The 22,745-nt window shown below is 29.7% G+C and carries 12 protein-coding genes; all 12 read right to left on the reverse strand.

The features are described from left to right. Position 1: 1 nt before the first annotated feature. Positions 2–931 carry a carbohydrate kinase family protein gene (locus AC1XJX_RS02250; protein WP_482002428.1) on the reverse strand — a complete coding sequence of 310 codons (930 nt, stop codon included), beginning with the start codon at positions 929–931 and terminating at the stop codon, positions 2–4. 171 nt (positions 932–1,102) lie between these two features. Further along, positions 1,103–2,260 carry an MFS transporter gene (locus AC1XJX_RS02255; protein WP_482002340.1) on the reverse strand — a complete coding sequence of 386 codons (1,158 nt, stop codon included), beginning with the start codon at positions 2,258–2,260 and terminating at the stop codon, positions 1,103–1,105. Positions 2,261–2,268: 8 nt separating this feature from the next. Next, a complete protein-coding gene (locus AC1XJX_RS02260) occupies positions 2,269–4,134 on the reverse strand; it encodes a trehalase family glycosidase (RefSeq protein WP_482002341.1) in 1,866 nt (621 codons plus the stop codon). Then, positions 4,131–5,363: an MFS transporter gene (locus AC1XJX_RS02265; protein ID WP_482002342.1), complete on the reverse strand. Its 1,233-nt coding sequence runs from the start codon at positions 5,361–5,363 to the stop codon at positions 4,131–4,133. Before AC1XJX_RS02265 ends, AC1XJX_RS02260 begins: the two co-directional genes overlap by 4 nt. An 18-nt stretch (positions 5,364–5,381) precedes the next feature. After that, complete coding sequence (locus AC1XJX_RS02270) at positions 5,382–6,695, reverse strand: MFS transporter (protein ID WP_482002343.1); 1,314 nt, start codon at positions 6,693–6,695, stop codon at positions 5,382–5,384. Between the two features lie 42 nt (positions 6,696–6,737). Then, positions 6,738–8,873 carry a glycoside hydrolase family 97 protein gene (locus AC1XJX_RS02275; protein WP_482002344.1) on the reverse strand — a complete coding sequence of 712 codons (2,136 nt, stop codon included), beginning with the start codon at positions 8,871–8,873 and terminating at the stop codon, positions 6,738–6,740. 17 nt (positions 8,874–8,890) lie between these two features. Next, complete coding sequence (locus tag AC1XJX_RS02280) at positions 8,891–10,624, reverse strand: glycoside hydrolase family 13 protein (protein ID WP_482002345.1); 1,734 nt, start codon at positions 10,622–10,624, stop codon at positions 8,891–8,893. Positions 10,625–10,907: 283 nt separating this feature from the next. Then, the gene (locus AC1XJX_RS02285; RefSeq protein WP_482002346.1) at positions 10,908–12,233 is read right to left on the reverse strand and encodes a vanadium-dependent haloperoxidase; all 1,326 of its coding nucleotides are present in this window, start codon (positions 12,231–12,233) and stop codon (positions 10,908–10,910) included. Between the two features lie 13 nt (positions 12,234–12,246). After that, positions 12,247–15,483 (reverse strand): VCBS repeat-containing protein, encoded by a 3,237-nt coding sequence (locus AC1XJX_RS02290; protein WP_482002347.1) that lies wholly within the window; start codon positions 15,481–15,483, stop codon positions 12,247–12,249. Between the two features lies 1 nt (position 15,484). Continuing rightward, positions 15,485–18,772, reverse strand: a complete 3,288-nt coding sequence (locus tag AC1XJX_RS02295; protein WP_482002348.1) for a VCBS repeat-containing protein — start codon at positions 18,770–18,772, stop codon at positions 15,485–15,487. Positions 18,773–18,775: 3 nt separating this feature from the next. Next, positions 18,776–19,348, reverse strand: a complete 573-nt coding sequence (locus AC1XJX_RS02300; protein ID WP_482002349.1) for a hypothetical protein — start codon at positions 19,346–19,348, stop codon at positions 18,776–18,778. Then, positions 19,326–22,592, reverse strand: a complete 3,267-nt coding sequence (locus tag AC1XJX_RS02305) for a VCBS repeat-containing protein (protein ID WP_482002350.1) — start codon at positions 22,590–22,592, stop codon at positions 19,326–19,328. The genes AC1XJX_RS02300 and AC1XJX_RS02305 overlap by 23 nt, the downstream gene beginning before the upstream one ends. Positions 22,593–22,745: the final 153 nt, after the last annotated feature.

The raw sequence follows: 22,745 nt of genomic DNA on the forward strand, positions 1-22,745 counted from the left end.
TTTATAAAAGTTTAGATAAAATATTAATATTATCAGGTAGTCTACCAACATTTTGCAGTTTTAAAGCTGCTAATTTTAGTGCTACCGCTAAACATTCTTCAATTGATTTTTCTTTGATATAAGCAAATAAAAAACCTGACCAAAAAGCATCACCAGCACCAGTTGCATCCATTACTTTTTCAATTTTTATTGCTGGTAACTCAATTAGTTTTTTTCCTTTTCTGGATAATTTAACGCCTTTACTTCCTAGAGTTAAACAAACAGTATCGACTCCTTGGGAATGAAAAAACTGAAATATTTCTTCGTGTGGTAAAGTTTCTTCAAAAAGCCTTGTCATGTCATCTTCACTAATTTTTACTAGTGGGTTGAATTTACAATATGTTTTTATAACCCTTAAAGCCTCATCTTGAGAACTCCACAACTTTTTAGCATAATTAATATCGATGCTTAACTTACAACCCAAATTAAAAGCTTCTTCAGCCTTTTTCAAAATAGTTGCTTGTGCCGGATTTTTACTTAAAGCAAAGCATGTGGTATGAAATATAGTTGTTTTAGAAAGTGTTTCTTCTGAAATTTGATCTTCCGTAATACAATAATCAGCTTCTCTAAAAGGAAGAAAATCTGGGGTTCCATCTGTTCTTGAAACAAATATCACACTAGTTGGCTTATCACTTATTTTTTTAACGAAACTATGATTGATACCAACCTCATCAAGTCTTTCAAATATGTATTCACCAAAACCATCGTCGCCAACTGTAGCTATTAGAATTGGATTTAAGCCAAGTCTTGCGCAATTCATAGCTACATTAGTGGGAGAGCCACCTAAATACCTATGATAATCTCTTGTATTATTGATTTTTTCACCAATTTGGTGTCCTATAAAATCAATTAACAATTCTCCAATACAAAGAATGTCAATATTTCTCAAAATTAATTTTTGGTTTATTTAGTTTATTATAACAAATTAAGCTTACAATTGTTATTAAATAAAATTCTAGACGAAAAAGCGTTTTTGATTCAAACGAAAACGTTTTCGAAGATGTTTTTAATTTATTTTTAAAAATTAAATTTATATAAAATTAGTAGTTATTAAGTTAATATTCTATCTGATTTTTAATTTAAATAATGAAATTATTAAAGCTAGTGCTGTTAAAACCAAAAGAACAGAAAAACTTATTTTTAAACTAAAAATATTTGATATACACCCCAAGAATACTGGCCCTAGAAGAAATCCTATAAACCCAACACCTGATACAAATGAAATACCTATAGATGCTTTTATACCTTTAGTTTTTCCTGCTATTCTAAATAATTCTGGAATAATTACTGAAAGACCTAATCCTAAAATTCCAAATCCTAAAATGGTAATTATAAAATTACTAAATAGAACACCTATATAACCGAGGCTAGCTAAAGAGCAACCCAATAGAATTATTTTTATTGATCCAATTTTTGCACTTATTGTATCACCAAAAAATCTACCCAAAGTCATTGCTGAAGAAAAAACTATAAATCCAATACCTACAAGATTTTTTTGAGTAATTTGGACAACTTCTATAAAGTATAATGTACTCCAATGTTCTATAGCTCCCTCACTACTCATAACTACAAATGCAATAAAAGCAACTAGAAATAAAGGTTTTAAAATTTTAATTTCGAACTTATTTTTTTCTTTTGAAACAAATGTTTCCTTAATTAAATAATAATATTTTGAAAGAAATAAATTTATTATGATTAAGAAAAATGCTATTACCATCATATGATGATAAGGTTTTGAAAAAAACGGCATCAAAATTGTGCCTAAAATAGCTCCTAAGGCACCACCTAAACTAAAAAAACCATGAGCGGAAGACATAAAGTTTGAAGAATCGCGTTTTTCGATTTCAGATACTAAGGTATTCATTGCCACATCTGTAGTCCCAGAAAAAATACCAGCTAAAAATAATGATACACAAAGAAATATATAATTAGATGCTAATAAAGGAAATATAAATACACAAGAAAATAACAAAATACCTATTAAGGTATATTTACCTATGCCTATTTTTTTACTTAGATATGGTACTGTAGGAATAAATAAAAAAACTCCAGAAGCTAAACAAAATAATGCAAAGCCAATCTCTGAATCATTTAATTGTAACTTTTCTTTTAAGTAAGGTATGTACAAAACCCAAGTACCAATAATAAAATTTAAAGAGCTAAATACCCAAACTGGAGCAAAATATTTGAGATTTGATAAAATTAGCTTTAGTGAATGCATAAGAATAATTAAAAAACAAATTCTGGTTCTATAAGATTATTAATCTTATCCTTATAAGTATCTTCCAATAAAGATAACCCATATTGATAAGAAGCATTCATCCAACCAAAACCTTCTTGAGACATATACTCGAAATCTGTACCAACATTTCCGTATTCAGAAAATACTTTGTGGGTAGCTTCCACTACATCATATTTTTCAGGAATTGTACCATTATAATCAACAGCATTCCTAGTTATCATAAATAGCCAACGGTAAATTAACTCTTGGGCTTCATTATTAAAACCGTAATTAATTAAACCTCTCCAAATCATCATTTGATGTGGTGCCCAACCATTAGGATAATCCCATTGCCTGTGTGGTCTTTCCTCTGTAATTTCACCTCTACAATCTATAGTACTACCTGCAATTCCACCCTTTTCTTTTAACAAAGGAAGGGCGTTTTTAACTAATGTTATTGCTTGTTCTTGAGAAGCAACACCACTCCATAAAGGAATAAAAGTGGTAGCTGAAATAAATGAAGATTGCGATTTTGTTACAAAATTATAATCAACATACAAACCTTTTTTAGTGTCCCAACAAAAAGAATTAATAAGAACTTTTCTTGCATTAGCTTTTTCAAACCAAGACGAACTTGTGTGATTTTTTGAATTAAACACTAAGCTGTTTTCAAATACATTTTTAATGAGTTCTGCAAAATCTAATTCGTATTTATGTAACAATACATTGAGTTCTACTAAATTTAAATCGGCGCAGTTTCCTTCAATTCTGTATGAGGTATCGTGGCCTGACTCTCTAACTGTTCTATCATGTGTAAAATAAGAATCTAAAAAGTTATTTTCAATTTCGTTATTTTGATATTTCAAAATATAATATTCTATTGAAATATTTGCTTTATCAGCAAAAGGTTTTATAATAGCATTAAAGTGGCCCTCTTCTGATTCAGGTGGCATACCAATGCCTTCAGCAAAATACCTATTTAGCCCATTTACAGTGAGCCGTTTATTAGGAACCATCCAAACCGTTTCATATTCAATAATAGCAGTTTCTAGATGAGATTTTAACCAAGTTTTATCTTTTGTTATTTCAAAAACCTCCCGAATCAAACTACTGTAAAAAGGCGGTTGTGTTCTAGTTAAATAATACGATCTGTTGGCATTTAAAATTTTCCCATAGTGCATAATCTCGTACTGAAAATTATCAGCCATGGCTTTTGCTAAATCTACTTTTCCATCTAATAATAAGCCTATAGATTCAAAATAGCTATCCCAACCATACATTTCATTAAATCTTCCACCAGGAACAACAAAAGGCACTCCCTTTATTTCGTTATTTACTTTTTCAAGTTTTAAAGATAAAATACCAGGTTTATGATTTAAATTTTTAACGTATTCAGGCGAAATAACTTTGGGTAATTTACTAGCTAGTATTGGTAGTCTAGATTCTAATTTTTTGTAATAATTGAAAGCTAATTCATCATGAAAGGGCACATAAATTGGAAGTTTTTTTGCTGTGAGTGTTTCATTTTTAGTATCAGAAATTAGTTTTTCAACACCAACTTTATCCATACTCCGGGTTAAACCTTTCCAGTAATAATCCCGAATCATTCTTGAGATTCTGGTTACAGGTAGTTCTTCAATTTTCGAAATTGGAATTTCTGCAATGGTTTTACCTTCATACTTCGCAATGATTAATTCTTGTAACAAGTTTGATAAATGATAAGTTCCTGCTACTGAATATGGATTATTGTCTTTTGAAATTATTTTGAAAAGCTTAGGTCCTTTGTCATCAATGGTGATTTTTTTATCTCCATCAGTATCTTCTTGTTGTAATAAAACTGCTAATGTTTCTTCTATTTTAAGATGAAAAATCATGATTCTGAAATAACTTGTTTTTTAGACATTCTATCAATAAGTAAAACAAAAATGATTAGTAAAGCCATTGGAATAAGCAAAAAGTAAAAAGCATTTGCGCCACCAACACTTTCAAATAGTTCACCAACAATTCTTGACCCGATAGTACCTCCTAATGCAGAAAAGATGATAATTAAACCCGACATTGGTGAGTGTAAACTTTTTGGTAATGAACTTAAAACTGTAGAGTTTAATAATGGATAAATTGGTGCTATAAACAAACCAATTAATGGTAAAATAAAACCTAAAGTTGGCACCTGAGACAAATTTGTAATTTCTCTAATAAACTGTATATCAGCATGTAATTGTGGTAAAATATAAATAAGTATAGTTCCAGATATGACTACACAAACAATTATCAAAACAACCCAATTAATATATTTAGTTAAAAACCCTGCAACAAATCTTCCTAGAGCTAAAGTTAGCGCTAAAATACTCGCCATTTGTACGCTTAAAACTGAATTAAAATTGAATATTTTTTTGTTGAAGGTAGGCAACCATGTCATGATTCCTTGTTCAATCATCACAAATAAAAACGCTGAAATAATGAAAACTAAAACTAAAGGAACAACCATTAATTTTACAGATTCTTTTAAATCTTCTTTTAAAGTTGACCCAATGGCTTCAACTTCATATTTAATTTTAGAAAAAAGTAGAAAAATGAAAGAAATTAAAATAATCACACATAATAAGTAATAAACATTTAACCAAGAATTTTCATCTTCAGAATAAAATGCTGGAAATAAAAAATAGGCTAAAGCAATTCCTACCATAAAAAATCCTTCAATAGAGCTCATCATGGAAGCGTGCTCTTTTTTAGTTTCTGTTAATATCCCGATAAGTGAATAGACGGATAATTTAATTAATGCAAAACTTACCCCTATAGATAAAAATAAAACTTTAGTGTGAAAAAATGTATTTCCAAAAACCATATATAGACATCCAAAAAACACAATACCTAAAGCAACTAACATGGCTCTTTTATAACCAAAACGAGGTAAAAACGAAGCCATTATGAATGCAATGATTGCAATTGGCAAATCTTTAAAGCCTTCCAAAACAGATGCTTGAGATTCAGTTACTTTGTAAACATCTATAGATTTCTCAATTACAATCCCGACGCTATTTAACAAAATAGCAAAAACAAAGTAATTAAGGTATATGGATATTTTAATACCTAAATTTTTCATAATTTCATCATATTAAAACTATTCCTCAATTACTGATTTTGTTTCATTTAAACGGAACGCTAATAAAGCAGCTATAGCAAAAAACACACCTGCAAACAATATAGCATTAATAGCATTATTGCCTAATAGATACTTGTAAATAGGTCCGAAAGTTAATGTTTGAATAAACATTGGGATAACTATCATCATATTCAAAATTCCCATGTAGACACCACGTCGTTCTTGTGGTACTATTTTAGAAACCATCGTATATGGAATTCCCATCATAGCAGCCCACCCAATACCAAATAAAACCATAGGAATTAAAACCGTTGTTGGATCGGAAATATAAGGTATTATAAATAAAGCTAATGCTGTACCAATCAAACTTAAAGCATATATTTTTTTTCCTCCAAAACGCAACGTTAACGGTACTAAGGCAAGTGCTACAACCATTGTAACTATATTGTAAGTTAAACTCATTTTAGCGGCTTGGGATGCAGCCTCAGAAGTAGAAAAGCCTAGAGTTAACTTAAATAAAGGTGTTGTAAACTGCCAATAAATAAAAAGAGCATACCACTGAAATAGATATACAGCGCCAATTTTCCACATAAAATTTGGCATTTGCTTAATGGCATCAACAATTTCAATAAAGGGCTTGGAAATTCTTTTGCCTAATGAAAGTCCTTTTATTTCATTAATTTCAAGTAATTCTTCGTCTGTAGGAGGTATTTCTGGTGTTTTAAAAACAGACCAAAGAATTGTTGTTAAAGATAAGAATGCACCAATAAAAAAAGAATAATATAACCATTGAGGAATCGTTCCTGTTTCTTCTACAGATTCTCCACCAAATAAATATTGAAATAAAACAATAGATCCATTAGCTAATAAAATTCCAGCACCTACAAATAAGCTTTGCATTTGGTAACCTAAGCTTAATTGTTTTTCTGGTAATTTGTCACCAACAAAAGCTCGGTATGGCTCCATAGCCATATTATTTCCAACATCTAGAATCCAAAGCAACCCAACTGCAAACCAAAGAACTGGACTATGAGGAAATGCAAATAAACAAATACTACCTAATAAGGCTCCTATTAAAAAATAAGGCTTTCTTCTTCCCCATCTTGCCGACCATGTTTTATCTGACATAGCACCAATAATAGGTTGGATAATCAAACCCGTTACAGGTCCTGCTATATTCAAAATAGGCAACATATCTTCAGGGGCTCCTAAATAAAGAAAAATAGGGTTGATGGCTGTTTGTTGTAGTCCAAAACTATATTGAATGCCTAAAAATCCAACATTCATATTAAATATTTGCCAAAACGATAATCTTGGTTTAGTTAGTTTCATACCTTAAAGTTATTAGTTAGTTTAATTGGTTATTCTGCTAAATTATTGCATTATACTGATTGCAAAACCGCCACCTGGTGACAGATTAACATTATAGGTTGACGAATTTGTAACCTCAATTTTTTCAATTTGATAAGCTTGAGGATTATCATTCCAATGGGCATCTTCAGCATCTTTATAAACAGTTGCTTTATACGTTTTTCCAGCTTCAAGAAAATCAAAAGTAATGTTTTGATTTCTAGCATTTTCATCGGTAATTCCACCAACAAACCAGTTGTCTGTTTCTCGTTCTTGTCTTGCTATAGTTACAAAATCTGCAACTTCGCCATCTAAAACTTTTGTTTGTTGCCAATCTACACCTACATCTGTAATAAATTGAAATGCTGGATGTACTTTACCATCTAACATATAATGTTCAGGTAAATCGCAAGCCATTTGTATGGGGCTATAAATCACAACATATAGCGCTAATTGATGCGCCAATGTAGTATTTACTTGATTTCCTTTTTTATAATCATCGAATTTAATATTAAAAACTCCTGGTGTAAAATCTATTGGTCCAGATAACATTCTTGTAAAAGCTACTGTTGGTAAATGGTTTGGTGGATTACCACCATCTGTTGCCCAAGCATTAAATTCTTGACCTCTTAAACCCTCGCGCGCTATGGCGTTAGGATAGGTTCTGCGTTTTCCAGTTGCTTTAATAGGTTCATGAGCATTAACAGCTATTTTCTTTTTAGCGGCATCAACCAAAACTTTATGATAGTGATTTACCATCCACTGTCCATGGTGGTATTCGCCTTTTGGAATTATTTCGCCCACATAGCCTGTTTTAACCGAGTTTATACCATTGACCTTCATAAAATTATAAGCTTCATCCATTTGCTTTTCATAAGTAAGCGGTGCTGCAGATGTTTCGTGATGCATAATAACCTCAACCCCTTTATTTTTAGCATAAGCCATGACTTCATTAAAATTATAATCTGCGTAAGGTGTCATAAAATCGAAAATACCTTCTCGAGCATTAGCCTCGGCTAGCCATTTATCCCAACCAGTATTCCAACCTTCAACTAGTAAACCTTTAATCCCGTTTTGTGATGCAAAATCGATATATTTTTTAGCATTATCGGTAGTAGCTCCATGTCTAGATGTAGCAGATTTTCCTTCTGTCCAAGTATTCATATCTTGACTTCCTTCCATATCCCATGTAGATTTACCAATATGCATTTCCCACCAAATACCCACATATTTCATGGGAGTAAAATAATCTACTTCACCTATTTCATTAGGTTCATTTAAATTTAATGATAATTTAGATTCTATTAAATCGCCTGCTTTTTCAGCTATTTGTATAGTTCTCCAAGGTGTATTAAACGGTAAAGTTAATTTTGCTTTTCCACCTAATCTGTTAGAACCTACTAACTCACTTACCATATTTAAATTGGCAGGATCAATCTTTAAAGTCATGCCTGCGAAATTAGTTAAATCGGCTTCATGAAAACTCAAATATAAACCAGCATCAGTTTTCATTGTAACTGGAGTATTTACAGCATTTTCTGGAATATAGGTTGCCGCTAAATTTTCATGATTTCGCTTTGAAAGTGCATCAATTTCAGAGAATTTTGTTTCGTTGTATAAATGTTCATATATATCCCAATCCCCTGGAATCCACCAAACTTTATGGTCGCCTGTTAAATTGAATTCGGTATTTTCATCTGTAATTAAAACTTCTTTTAAATTTTCTTGTTCGGGAAATTCATATCTAAAACCAACACCATCGTTATATATTTTAAAATGAATATTGAGCTTTCTTTTAGCCTCCGTTTCTTCTTCTAAATTTAAAACTAGTTCATTATAATTATTTCTAACGGTAAGTTGTTCTCCCCAAGGCATATCCCAACTTTCATCAAAAACGGCAGTTGTAGCATTTACAATTCTAAAATTATCTTTTAAAGCTGGTAAATCTTTAAAATCAAAACTCATATATGAAGTATCAATAACAGTCTCATTTTTATGTTTAACCATATACATTGGTTGACCTTTTTCTGAAAGAGAAAATGCTACTGAAATATTAGTATTAGGTGAATTAACTGTGAAATTTGTTTCTGCTTTTTTGCATGCCGAAAAAAATAATAATCCTAAAAAAAATGTGGTGACTTGAAGTTTTCGTTTTCCCATAATTGGTAATTTAATCTTTATTTAATTGAAACAATAACTGCTTGGTATGGTTTCAATGTGATTTCATCGTTATCAATATTTAAAGTTTCGTAATTATTAATAAGGGTTTCATTAATATTATTTAGTTGTGATAATGTGATACTAGAATTATGATTTGTAAAATTTAAAAGCACTAGCATTTTCTTATCATCTAAAATTCTTGTGAATGCATAAATCTCTGGATGTTCAGCTTGTAATAATTGATAATCCCCATAAACAAGTACCTTATTATTATTTCTAAATTTAACCATGCTTCTAAAATGATTGAGTACACTTTTAGGGTCTTTGTCTTGTTGCTCAACATTTATTTCTTTGTAATTCTCATTAACTTTTTTCCAAGGCTTACCTATTGTAAATCCCGAATTAACAGAATCATTCCATTGCATCGGTGTACGTGCGTTTTCTCTTGAGCTATAATTGAGAACCTCCATAAACTCATCCATATCTGCATTTGCTGCTTGCGCCTTTTTAAATCTTCCTATAGCTTCTATATCAACATATTCTTCAATAGTAGGCATATCAATATTTGTCATACCTAATTCGTCTCCATAATATGTATAGGGTGTTCCACGCATACTCAATAGAAAAGTATTTAGCATCTGAGTTGAAACTGCTCTAAATTCTGGACTAGCATTTCCAAAGCGATTTACTAACCTTGCATTGTCATGATTGGATAAGAAAATAGCAATCCAACCTTTTTCAGCAAAAGATTTATCCCATCTTGTAAATACTTCTTTAAAATCAGCTAGTTTATAACCAACTGGAGTTCTAGACATATCAACATATTCAAAATGGTAGGCCGTTTGAAGTTCTTTACGGTCTTCATCAACTAAATCGTGAGCATCTTTCAATGTACTTCCAGAACCTTCTGCTACGGCAAATACATTATAAGGTTCTATAACTTCTTTATACATTTCCTTTAAATAATCATGTAATTGTGGTCTCATACCATACCACTTTATAAAATCTTTTTCATGACCCTCTGGCCATTCTGGAAATGTGATATCTTTACTGGCAAATTGAAAAGCATCCATTCTAAAGCCATCTACCCCTTTATCAGCCCAAAATTTCATGATATCATAAACTTCTTGACGCAATTTTGGGTTTTCCCAATTCAAATCTGGTTGCGCTTCTGCAAAGGTATGTAGATAATAAGAGTTTGTAGCTTGATTATAATCCCATGCTCCTTCAGGATCAAAAAGACTGTGCCTATATGGGGGTTTACCTTTTTCCGCTGGCCACCAGTGATAATAATTATAATATTTATTGTCTCTAGAACTACACGCTTGTTTAAACCACTCGTGTTGATTACTACTATGATTTACAACCACATCGAGTACAAACTTTATACCACGAGATTTTAAACCATCAAGCATTTCTTGAAAATCTTCCATGGTGCCGTAACGAGGATGAATGGCTCTGTAATCACTTACATCATAGCCATTATCAACCAATGGTGATTCAAAAAAAGGATTCATCCAAACCATGGTAACACCTAGACTCTCTATATAATCTAACTGCTCAATAACACCCCCAAAATCTCCAAATCCATCACCATTTGTATCTTTAAAACTTTGAGGGTAAATTTGATAGAGAACACCTTCTTTCCACCATGTTGAATTATCAGTAGTAGGTTCTGTTTGTGTTGTAGTTTTTTCTTTGCAACTATTCATAGATAGTAAGATTAATAATAATAAAATTATTTTTTTCATCTGTTTTTTTATTTAATCGGTTTTTATGAATCTCATTTGAATTGCCAACAAACTGATTCTTAACTACCAACTATTAAATAATTTTCATCCTATATTGTTAATCTTAAAATAGTTTTAAAGAAATAAAGAATATTACCAATTTCATCAATTATTAGTATAATTTAGAATTTATGAACTATAAAAACTAAATTTTTAATCGAAATCGTTTTCGAATTGACAAATAATTGAAGTATATTTTATTAAATATTGAATCTAAAAGCTAAAATTTGATAATAATGCAAGCCTAAAGATTCAATTTTTCAACAACGAAATGACCTAATTTTTTACCCTGATCTAAACCATTATCAATGGCAGCTCTGTAATGAATACCACCATAAAGTCTACTCAAAGCAGCTTCAGTTGAAGCATCATAAAAAGATTTGAAGTTTCTAACAGGTATTCCAAAAGGAATTTCTGTGTCATCTTCAAAATAAAAATTATCGCCAAAAATTTCTGTTAATACTACAGATGCAGCACCAGATACTACCGAGTGTCCACTTGTATATTCCGGGAAAGGTGGTGTTTGTAAAATAGGCAACCAATCTGGATCTAGATTTTGATTGATAACCGTTTCTGGTCTAATTAAATTACTTCTATATTTTTCATCCCAACAACTAATAAAAGCATCAGCAATAGCCATGGATGTTTTTGTATAAGCATTAACCGTTTCTTCAACATTTGCATTTGTTTTTCTTGAAGCTATTTTAGTAATACCTATCCAATGTGCACCTGGAGATATTTTTTTCGTTGCAAACATAAAGTGTCCTCTTGTTACAGAAACAAACGGATTACAATCCCAAAATTGAGCAATTTGAATTTCTTCAGATTTATCCCCTTTTTCTGTAATCTCTTTACTCACATTGTAAACTTCCATTAATTCCTCATAAAATTTAGAGTTTTTATCTAACGAGAATTCTGGATGTCTTACTGGTTTAAATTGTGAAGCTGAATCTAATAAAAAAGGCCTGATTTTACTCCAATGTGGTTCAATACCTTCCATGTAAGATGGTGGTGTTGGTTGCCATCGAGAAGGATCGTCTGTATCTACTGTAAATTTAGGCATTGTTCTGGTTTGGTTATAGTTATCTTTTTTCATCCAATCAATAATATAACTTACAACATTTAGAGCATATGCTTTAGTATCATTAAATTCATTTTCATTTACCAATTGCCATTCTTGATATAAACTATCTTGCAAAGTTTCTAATTTCTCTTCTGAAAAAATCAAAGACTTACTAACTTCCATATGTGCAATAATTGCTGCTAATTCAAGATTGATATTTTTTTCAATATCCATTTTTGGAATGGATTTAAGATGTTTTACAGTACCTACAAGTGACTTAAATTTTGAACTTTTCTGAGCTAAAATTTCATAAGCTGCAATATTTGGATATGCAAAAATTCGACTTGCTACTGGTGGGGAAAAAATATCATGTATTTGAATTTCCATAACCTTATCTACAGATGAATGAAATACTTCTGGAGATATTTCTATATGTACCTCAGGTTTACCACAACTTACTACTAAGCAAATTATAAATAAATAAATGCTATTTTTTAAATGTTTCATTACAGTTTTTATTCTAGTTTTTTAAATTTATTCTATATGACTTGTTGTTGTTTGTAATAACTAAATAGCTATTTTCTTTTAGCTTAATTATTTTTCTACCACTTATTTGTTTTGGTAGGTTTAAAGATTGATAGTCAAATACACCATCTTTATTAGATGTTAATACACCTCCTGAGTTTGATGAACTTTGTCCTAATTCTACAACAAACCCATTATAATTCCCTGTGAAAACAATTTTATTCCCATCAATTATAATATCTTCAATAGTACTAAGTTGTGCTTGTTTTGGGAGAGGCTGAGGTGTAAATGTGATGCCAGTATTTAAATATATCATCGATTGTAGCTCATAAATATATTTAGTTTCTAAAATTTCAGATTCTTCTTTTTGGATTAAATCAAAAACGTTCTCAACTTTTGAAAACACATTATAATTTAAAAACCTTTTTTTTAATGATGGTAATTGTTGTACAAGCTTATCTTTTGATGCAAAAGGAGCATATTTTCCAAAGTAATTGTAAAAAATGAGTTGATCTAATTGTTCATTTTTATCAAAATCATCTAAGTGAATTTTAACAGGTTTTTCAATTGAGGCTTTCCATTTAAAATTTAAGCCGGTATTTCCAGCAATAATATCTAAGTAACCATCATTATTTATATCGGTAATTTCAATATCATTCCACATACCATTGCTTTTATCTAAGCCAAATTTTTGCGTTTTATTATCAAATTTCCCATTAGAATTATATGACAAAACAGTTATTGGCATCCAATCTCCAGCTAAAATTAATTCAATCAGACCATCGCCATCTATATCTGCCCACTTACTATCTGTAATCATTCCGTATCTTTTTTGCTCAACAACTTCGAAATTATTTTCACCACGGTTTCGTAAAATATAACTAATAGGTGTTAATCCATAAGCTCCAGGAATAGACCTGTTGCCAATAAACAAATCATCAAAACCATCTTTATCAAAATCAAAAGTAGAGACTGACCCCCCATTAGTTTTTAATAAATTGGAATTTAATTTTGTAAAATTTGCTTTTCCATCATTAATATAAACTCTGTCTTCTAGCATAGGGTTGCCCTCTTGGTAGTCGTTACCCCCGCTTAATGCATAAATATCTAAATCGCCATCATTATCAATATCAAATGCTACAGCATCTACATCTTCAAACATTACATCTTTTTTAAAGGCAATTATATTTTTAGTTTTAAAGTTACCATCAACATTTTGTAAATAAAATACCGGTTCTTGATTTCTGGCACCCCCAATAAATAAGTCTTTTAACCCATCTGAATTAAAATCTTCAAAAACCACTGATGGTCCTTCTGTAGAGAGATTCTCAGGAATTAAAGATTCACGCTCATAATCTAAAAAGTTGTTTTCTTGATGTTGGTAATTAAACTCAACGACTTCTATATTTTGTAATTTGTTATCGTATGAATATTTTTTGGCATTTTCGTTATTAATCTCTACCTCAGAATTTATCTTGATATCTTGTTTTACTGTTTCAGTACCATTATTCCAAATAACTTTTAAAGAATCTACTTTATCTATATTATTTAATCCAAAATGTACTTTTCGTGTTGAACTTGATAAAAATCCTTTGACTGTAGTTTGCTCCTTATAATAAGATTTATCGCCAGAAAAGAGATATACTTTAGCTCCATTAGTATTAGTTAAACTGTTATTTTGAGATAAATTTATAGTAAGATAATTATTAGATGCAGTATTTTCTAAAAGTGTAGCTTTCTGATTTATATTATTTACTACAATATCTAAATCGCCATCATTATCTAAATCTGAGTAGGCTGCTCCGTTTGAGTAAGTACTTAAATTATCTTTTTCCAGCAGTTTCTTTTGAAAAGTTAAATTACCTTCATTTTTAAATAAAACATTTGGCAAATTAAGCATTGGCATGGTATTAATTAGCTTTTGCTCTAAGGTATCTTGCTCGGTTTCTGCATATTTAGCAAAATCCAAATTACTCAAATAGTTTATATAATCTAAATCGTTAGGTCTTTTATAAATTCCATTTGTAATGTAAATATCATTTAAACCATCATTATCATAATCCATAATTAATGGCGACCAACTCCAATCTGTTGCGTGAGTTTCAGACATTAAAGCAACATCCATAAAGTAGTTTCCTTTATTTATTTGTAAATGATTGCGTGCATATTGTTGTTGAAATCCAAATGACTTTTTTATTTTATCTACTTTATCAGTATCCTCACCTCCAGATTTAAGAAAAATTTCTGCTTTATTAGGCATCATATCTAGGGTGATTATATCCAATTTTTCATCATTATTAATATCTGCAACATCAACACCCATAGTAAACCTTGAAGTATGATTAAAATAAGCATCACTTAACTCCGTAAATGTTTTATCGCCGTTATTGATGTATAAGTAATCATTCTCATGGAAATCGTTACCTACATAAATATCAATAAACCCATCATTATTAATATCAGATGTTGCTATAGCAAGCCCATAACCTAAGGCACTATTGTAAATTTTGGATGCTTCTGTAACATCAATAAATTTTGTTGTACCATTTTCTGTGATATTTTCATAAAAAACATCTCCTGCAAGAGAATCTGGTTTTAACCTTAAATTAGTGTTTCCGTATGAATATGGTGTATGAACAGAATGGTTTAATAAATACATATCTACATCTCCATCATTATCATAATCAAAAAAAGAAGCCTGAGTTGATAATCCAGAAAAATTCAAACCGTAGGCCTCAGATTGCTCTTTAAATGTATTATCGCCATTGTTAATATATAATTCATTATGAGCCTTTAAGCTTTTATAATTACCTACTTTACATACATAAATATCTATAAAACCGTCATTATTAACATCGGACATGGTTACACCTGTAGACCATGTTGACTCTTGACTAATACCTGATGTTAAAGAGATATCTTTAAATTTTAAATCTCCCAAATTAAGATATAATTTATCTGGTTTTTGGTTTGCAGTCAGATAAATATCATCCAAACCATCATTATTTATATCTCCCATAGCAACGCCACCACCATTGTAATAATAGAGATATTCAATAATATTTAAATCGCCTGTATCTACTAAATCATTTGAAAAATCAATTGCCGAAACTTTTGAATCAATTGTATTAAAAGCAGCAATATCGGTAGTAACATCTTCAACTGAAGTGTTATCCTCTTTTTTGGTACAACCTAAAATTAATATAAAAATAAAGACTATTTTCTTTGTCATATTAGTAATTATAAACCTCTAACGAGTCGTTATTTTTAGTTATTAAAATTTTATTATTTATTATTTTAATATCTCTTATTTGTCCGTTTATCTTCAAGCCTTTACCTGTTTTATGATATTTAAAATTATTCCCTCCAAGATTTTCAAGGTAGTTTCCATAAGACGCATCATATCTTCCAAACTCAGGCATAACACCATTTAAATTACCTCCTAGAAGAATATCTTGATCGCCATCATTATCAAAATCGTGGGTTGAAATAGCATAAATTGGAGAAAATTGGGTTTCAAAAGGCAAGCTTTTTACGTCAAAATTAAAATCGCCTTTATTAATAAGAATTATTGAATTTAAGGTATTAGCCTCTAAAACGATACTACTATCTAATTGCTCTTTAGTAAAAATATCTGTGATTGAAGCATCTTTAAACGATTCATAATCTGGATATTTCTTACTTAAATATTTTAATTGATCTACTAAATTATGTCTTAATGCATAAGGGTAATGTTTTCCATTTTCTGAAGTGAAAGTTAGTATTGGGTCTGAAAAACTATTTCCGTCAAAATCATTTGTAAATAGTTTTATTGGTTTTTCAACGCTTGCTTTAAACCTACTATTTAAGCCATGATTACCCAAAATTAAATCCATATCACCATCATTATCTAAATCGCTTTGCTGTATGGTATTCCACCATCCTTTCAAATTAGCTAACTGATTATTTTTAGATTCAGTAAAAACACCGTTATTATTTACAAAGACTTTAACACCCATAAATTCTCCAACAACTACTAAATCTTTAAAATTATCATTATTAATATCTGTAAAAATAGCATCAGTAATCATTCCTAATTCTTTAAATTTTGGAGCGATTTGATTGGAATTTTCATTAAAATTTCCCTTACCATCATTTATCAAAAGATAACCAGAGCCTGATGTTCCATAAGCATTTGGAATCATTCTTTCACCAATAAAAATATCTAAATCGTTATCATTATCGATGTCTGTAATCGCTACAGTACTACTGCTATGATAACCAGATTTTGTTGGCAAAATCTGAGGTGATACTGTAAAATTACCATTACCATCATTAAAATATAACTTATCTAAATAATTTGGGCTAAACTTTGAAAACTCAACACCTCCACTACAAACATACAAATCTAAATCACCGTCATTATCTGCATCAAAAAACACATTTTCTGCATCTTCAGAAGCCTTGTTTTTATCAAAAACTGAAGTATTACTTTCTGTAAATCGATTATTTTTTTGCAAAAATAATTTGGCTGAAACACCTTTTGATCCTCCAATAAAAACATCTGTTTCACCATCACCATTTACATCACCTAGAGCCATTTTTGGACCTTCGCTACTGCGCATAAAAGGTAATAACCGTTCAATATTAAAATCGCTATAATTATTCTCTTTATGCACAAAATCTAAAAAATCCTCGTTTTTAGTAAAAATATCAGAATCAATTTCATTATTAACTAGCCGTTGTTGCGTTTCTATAGTGGCATCTTTCTCAAATAAGGTTATGGTTTTATTAGCTTCTAAACTTGATAACTTTGATACTTTGCCAGAAGGCCATGTAACTGATAATGTTAAACTATCTGTATCTTTAAATCCAAAGTTAGCTCTATTATCCATAGATGACTGAAAACCTCTAACAGGTTGTTGCTCTAAAAAATAGGTATTTGATTTGTTAGTCAATTTAAGTTTAGCGCCGATTCCATCTGCATTTAATCCCTCACCTTTTAGTATTACTTTTAAATAATGAGAATTTTTATCTTTTAAATTATTTTGATAAACAAATAATGGCATATTTACATTATTAACAATCAAATCTAAATCGCCATCATTATCTAAATCCCCATAAGCAGAACCATTTGAAAAGCCTTCCGTATTTAAACCATTTTCTTCACGCTTAAATTCTAAACTACCTTTATTAATATAAGCATGGTTTTTAACCTTATTTGAAGGAATGATATCAATTAATTTTTTATAATCTACTTTATTATTTGACACTAAAGCCTGTAAGACTTCTTCATTTGATATGTATTTTAAATAATCTTGATTGGTTAAATCTTTGTAAATACCGTTAGCAATAAAAAGATCTTTAAACCCATCATTATTCATATCAAAAAACAAGGCTCCCCAACTCCAATCGGATGCTTCAACACCACTAAAACGCCCTACTTCGCTGAAGGTTAAATTACTATTGTTTAGTTGTAACATGTTTCGAGTAAACTGATGATAGTAATCGTTTTTTAAGTTATATTGATATTTATTCCAATCTTCAAAAGTGGTTACTGTTTTTAGTCTATCATATTCGCTAGGTAACATTTCTGTTACAAAAATATCGTTGTATCCATCATTATTAATATCTGCAGCATCGGCACCCATAGATGCGCCACTAATAGAATTTAATGACGATGTTAAGCACTCTTTAAACGTACCATTTTGATTATTTATATATAGATAATCTCTTTCAAAAAAATCATTAGAAACATAAATATCTTGCCAACCATCATTATTCATATCGCCCACGGTAACACCTAAACCAAAACCAATAATACTTCCGTAGATACCTGCTTTTTCGCTAACATCAATAAATTTACCATCTCTGTTTTCAAATAATTTATCACCTCCTAAAACGTCTCTTTTTGGGCGCTCATTTTTTGTTAAATTAAAACTACCAATAGCTTGATACGAATTATTTAGAAGATATACATCTAAATCGCCATCATTGTCATAATCAAAAAAAGAGGCATGGGTTGAAAAGCCCTTATCATCTAATCCTAATTCAGAAGCTTTATCTGTAAAGGTTAAATCGCCATTATTAATAAAAAATTCATTTTGCTTGTTATCACCTTTTACATCACCAGAATTACAAACATAAATATCTAAATAGCCATCTGCATTTATATCAACCATTGAAACACCTGTAGACCAAGCTTTTGTACCACCAACTAGTGCTTTTTCAGTAATATCTTCAAACTTAAAATTTCCTTTATTTAAGTAAAGTTTATTCTGATTTAAATTTGAAGTTAAATATACATCTTGTAGTCCATCATTATTGATATCGCCTATGGCAACACCACCGCCATTATAAAAATTTCGGTATTTATAAACGTTAAAATCATCGGTGGAGGTTAAATCATTTTTAAAATCAATTCCTGTTATTTCTGAGGATAGTAACTCAAATTGAGGTTTTACTTCAATAACCGTGTCTTCTTTTTTACTGCAAGAAAAGAGTATTATTAAAACACAAAATATATAAGTATGTTTTATCATTTTTTACTTATTCAAATTATTATACTTATATGATAGATCTTCAATAAGCACAGAAACTTCAACTTCTGACTCAATAGATAATTGAATTTGTCTATTACCATCTACCTTTACTAAAACATCTTTAACTTTCATAAAATCGTTTCCAGGATACCATTTCATTAAGGTATCTTGTATTTTTGGCAATAATTTATCTGATTGTAATTCTTTATTCCATGGCGCCCAAGCTACATAAGAAAATTTAACATCTATAGCTTTTATGATGTCTTTTGAGTTGAATTTAGCATAAAACAACATGCGCATTGTTTCAGTTGTATTTGTAGAATCTTTAGGATACAAAAAACTTTGAACATAGCTATTATTAGGTCCATGAGTTAAAATTCTTTTTTTGTTTAACTCCCAACAAGTTTCAAAAAAATGACTTTTTGTTTGTCCGAATTTTAAATTATAAAATACTGAGTCATTCTTTACACCACTAGCCAACTCCTTTTTAACAAGTTTTGTATAGTCTGATTGACATGAGTAAACTAATATAATTGAAGAAAAAAGTAATATCTTATTTAGATAATTTAATTTCATAAAATTTTAATCTATCGTTATTAATTGTAGTTAACAAATAATTTTTACCGTTTAACTTATTTAAGTTAAAATCTCTTATTTGACCTTTTATATGTAATGGTAAAACTTTACCAAATATTTTCCCTTTATCTCCATATAGCAACCAACCTTCTGAAGCGTCCTGTATTCCAAATTGAGGCTTAATTAAATACTGATTACCTCCAAAAAACATATCCAAGTAACCATCATTATTAATATCTAAAACTTCAATAGCTTCGACGTTTGAATATTGTATTTCATTTGGTAAATTATTAGCTATAAAGTTATTATTTTTATTAATAAATAAGGTTGAATTAATCATTTTAACATCTAAAATTGTTGCTTTATCAAGCTGCTCATTATTGAAAATAGTTTTCATACTGGCATTGGCATAATCCTTATAAAAAAGTAACTTTTGTTTTAAACTAGCTATTTGAGAAATTAACTCATCTCTATCCAAAATAGGATAATAATCCCCCCCCTTTTTATGACAGATAATTTGCTCAACAGTACCATTATTATCAAAATCTGAGACGTACATTCTAGTATCATTTTTAAAGAATGAATTCCCTCCTTTATTACCAGCTATAATATCTGGTAAACCATCATTATTTATATCACTTACTTTAATTGTTTTCCAAAAACCAGATGTTTCACTTAATCCAAAATCTGCTGTTTTATTTGATAAAACACCTTTGTTATTTATAAAAACAGAAATAGGCATCCACTCACCAACAACTACTAAATCTTTTAAGCCATCATTATTTAAATCTACCCATTCTGAATCCGTAATTAATCCAATATTTTTTAATGAATTGGGATTAGTAGTTTCAAAATTATTATTACCATTGTTAATTAATATATAACCAGAAGTTGGTATACCATAAGTTTCAACTTTAAAGCGTTCTCCAATAAAAATATCATTATCCCCGTCTTTATCAAAATCATATACTGAAATAGTGGATGTACTAATTGGTACTTCAAATTTCAAAGATTTTAAACTTAAAGTGAAGTTTTGATTGCCATCGTTAATATATAATCTATCATTTAATGAAAAATCGAATTTTGAAAATGATTTTCCGCCACTACAAACATATAAATCTAAATCACCATCATTATCGCTATCAAAAAAAGCAGCATCGGTATCCTCAGATTTAGCATTAAATTTAAAAGGTTCTGTTATTTCTTCAAAATAACCATCTTTTTTAGAAATAAACAAAGCTCCTGTTTGCCCTTTTGCACCTCCAATATAAAAATCATTAATCCCGTCATTATTTATATCAGCACTTGTAATATTAGGCCCTTCGTTATTAAACATTTCGGGTAATAATTGTTCCATATTAAAATCTACTGAATTATTTTCTTTGTGAATAAATTGAAAAAAATCATCAGTTCCAATTAGTGGATTTTCAAAATTATAGATATTATTATTTGGAGCTAAATCACCTATATCTGGTTGTTTAAAGGTATAAGTTTGATTAGTTTTTAAGCTTTCATGTTTATTTTTTTGTCCATTTGGCCAAGTAATAATTAAGCTATCTATTACATGACTACTGTTGGTACCAAATAATAAATTAGGTGATATAGAACTTTGAAAACCTCTTGACGGAAAATTTTCTAAAACCCCATATTGTTTTCCATTATAAAATATTTCTGCCTTTGCACCAATGGCATAAGTGTTTTTACCTCCACTAATCAACTTTACGGTTATACTTTTATAATTGGTAGAATCTGAAGTGTTTTCATAAATAAATGAAGGCATATTTACATTATTAACTACTAAATCTAAATCACCATCATTATCAATATCCCCATATGCACTTCCATTACTAAAACTTGGTTTATCTAAACCCCAAGCTGATGTTTGGTCTGTAAAATCAAAATGACCTTCATTTTTAAATACTGCATTTGGCAATGCTTGCGAAGGCATCAAGTCTATAAGTTTATTCATGACTTCTTTATCAGTCTTTATCATGTCTCTAATCTTATCCTCATTAGCCATGTATGTTAAATAATCTCTGTCTAACAAATCTTTATATATGCCATTACTTATAAAAATATCTTTTAAACCGTCATTATCGGCATCAAACATTAATGATGCCCAACTCCATTCTGAGGCTGCTACGTTTGAATATCGACTAACTTCTAGAAACGAATTGTTTCCCATATTTCTATGAAGTGTATTTCTAGAAAATTGATGGTGATAGCCATTTTTATTGGCCATTTCATGTTTATTCCATGATTCAAACAATGTTTTTGTACGTTGTCTCTCAATTGTTTTTGGTAACATTTCAGTTACCATAATATCTGTTCTGGAATCGTTATCCAAATCGGCAGCATCAGCTCCCATAGAACCCATAGAAATAGAACCAAATTGGTTTACTAAATCTTCCTTAAAAGTGCCGTCTTGGTTATTAATATATAAATAATCTCTTTCAAAGAAATCATTTGAAATAAAAATATCAGGCCAAGTATCATTATTATAATCGCTAACTGAAATACCTAAACCAAAACCAATAGCACTAGAATATATATTGGCTTCATCAGTTACATCTACAAAATAATTATTATCATTTCTTAATAACTTGTTGCCATTATTAGTTGGTTTATTTCTTTGATCTTTTATAAAATCATAATTACCAACAGCTTTAATAGAGTTACTTAACAAGTAACAGTCTAAATCACCATCCTTATCATAATCAAAAAAATTAGCTTGAACCGCAAGTCCTACCAAATCTAATCCATATTCTTTGGATTGTTCTGTAAAAGTTAAATCACCGTTATTTATAAATAATTCATTGTGTCTGTTCGCATTATCACTAGGTGGTCCTGCTTTACAAACATAAATATCTAAAAACCCATCATAATTTATATCAATAAAAGTAACACCAGATGACCAAACATTTTCACATCCAACACCTGCATTTTTAGTAATATTTTCAAATTTCCAATTGCCTTTATTTAAATATAATTCATTGTCAACCAAATTACCTGAAAAGTAAATGTCTAATAACCCATCATTATTAATGTCACCCAAAGCAACGCCACCACCATTATAAAAATTTCTATAGGTATAGGGATTTAAAACTTCAGTATAATTTAAAGTATTCTCAAAAGTGATTCTAGTAGAACTATTTTTTAATATAAATAAGTTTGAATTCTTTTTTTCAGAAATACAGGATATAAACAAACAACTTGAAATAAAAATGATTAACAAGTTTTTCATCAGTGGTTATAATTAGTTTAAGTGAAGTAAGAGTAGTAAAATAAATAAAAATCTCAGACTATTATTACTATTTTAAAAATAGAAAACTAAGTTTAAAAAAAGGGATACTTTATAAAAGTACCCCTTTTTTTTCAAATAATACTTAAAAATTAA

This window comes from Flaviramulus sp., from assembly GCF_982512915.1.

Excerpts from the sequence above, each read along its gene's own strand:
- AC1XJX_RS02265 (WP_482002342.1), bottom strand. The coding sequence starts at position 5,363 with ATGAAAAATTTAGGTATTAAAATATCCATATACCTTAATTACTTTGTT.
- AC1XJX_RS02255 (WP_482002340.1), bottom strand. The coding sequence starts at position 2,260 with ATGCATTCACTAAAGCTAATTTTATCAAATCTCAAATATTTTGCTCCA.
- AC1XJX_RS02305 (WP_482002350.1), bottom strand. The coding sequence starts at position 22,592 with ATGAAAAACTTGTTAATCATTTTTATTTCAAGTTGTTTGTTTATATCC.
- AC1XJX_RS02290 (WP_482002347.1), bottom strand. The coding sequence starts at position 15,483 with ATGACAAAGAAAATAGTCTTTATTTTTATATTAATTTTAGGTTGTACC.
- AC1XJX_RS02270 (WP_482002343.1), bottom strand. The coding sequence starts at position 6,695 with ATGAAACTAACTAAACCAAGATTATCGTTTTGGCAAATATTTAATATG.
- AC1XJX_RS02295 (WP_482002348.1), bottom strand. The coding sequence starts at position 18,772 with ATGATAAAACATACTTATATATTTTGTGTTTTAATAATACTCTTTTCT.
- AC1XJX_RS02300 (WP_482002349.1), bottom strand. The coding sequence starts at position 19,348 with ATGAAATTAAATTATCTAAATAAGATATTACTTTTTTCTTCAATTATA.
- AC1XJX_RS02260 (WP_482002341.1), bottom strand. The coding sequence starts at position 4,134 with ATGATTTTTCATCTTAAAATAGAAGAAACATTAGCAGTTTTATTACAA.
- AC1XJX_RS02285 (WP_482002346.1), bottom strand. The coding sequence starts at position 12,233 with ATGAAACATTTAAAAAATAGCATTTATTTATTTATAATTTGCTTAGTA.
- AC1XJX_RS02275 (WP_482002344.1), bottom strand. The coding sequence starts at position 8,873 with ATGGGAAAACGAAAACTTCAAGTCACCACATTTTTTTTAGGATTATTA.
- AC1XJX_RS02280 (WP_482002345.1), bottom strand. The coding sequence starts at position 10,624 with ATGAAAAAAATAATTTTATTATTATTAATCTTACTATCTATGAATAGT.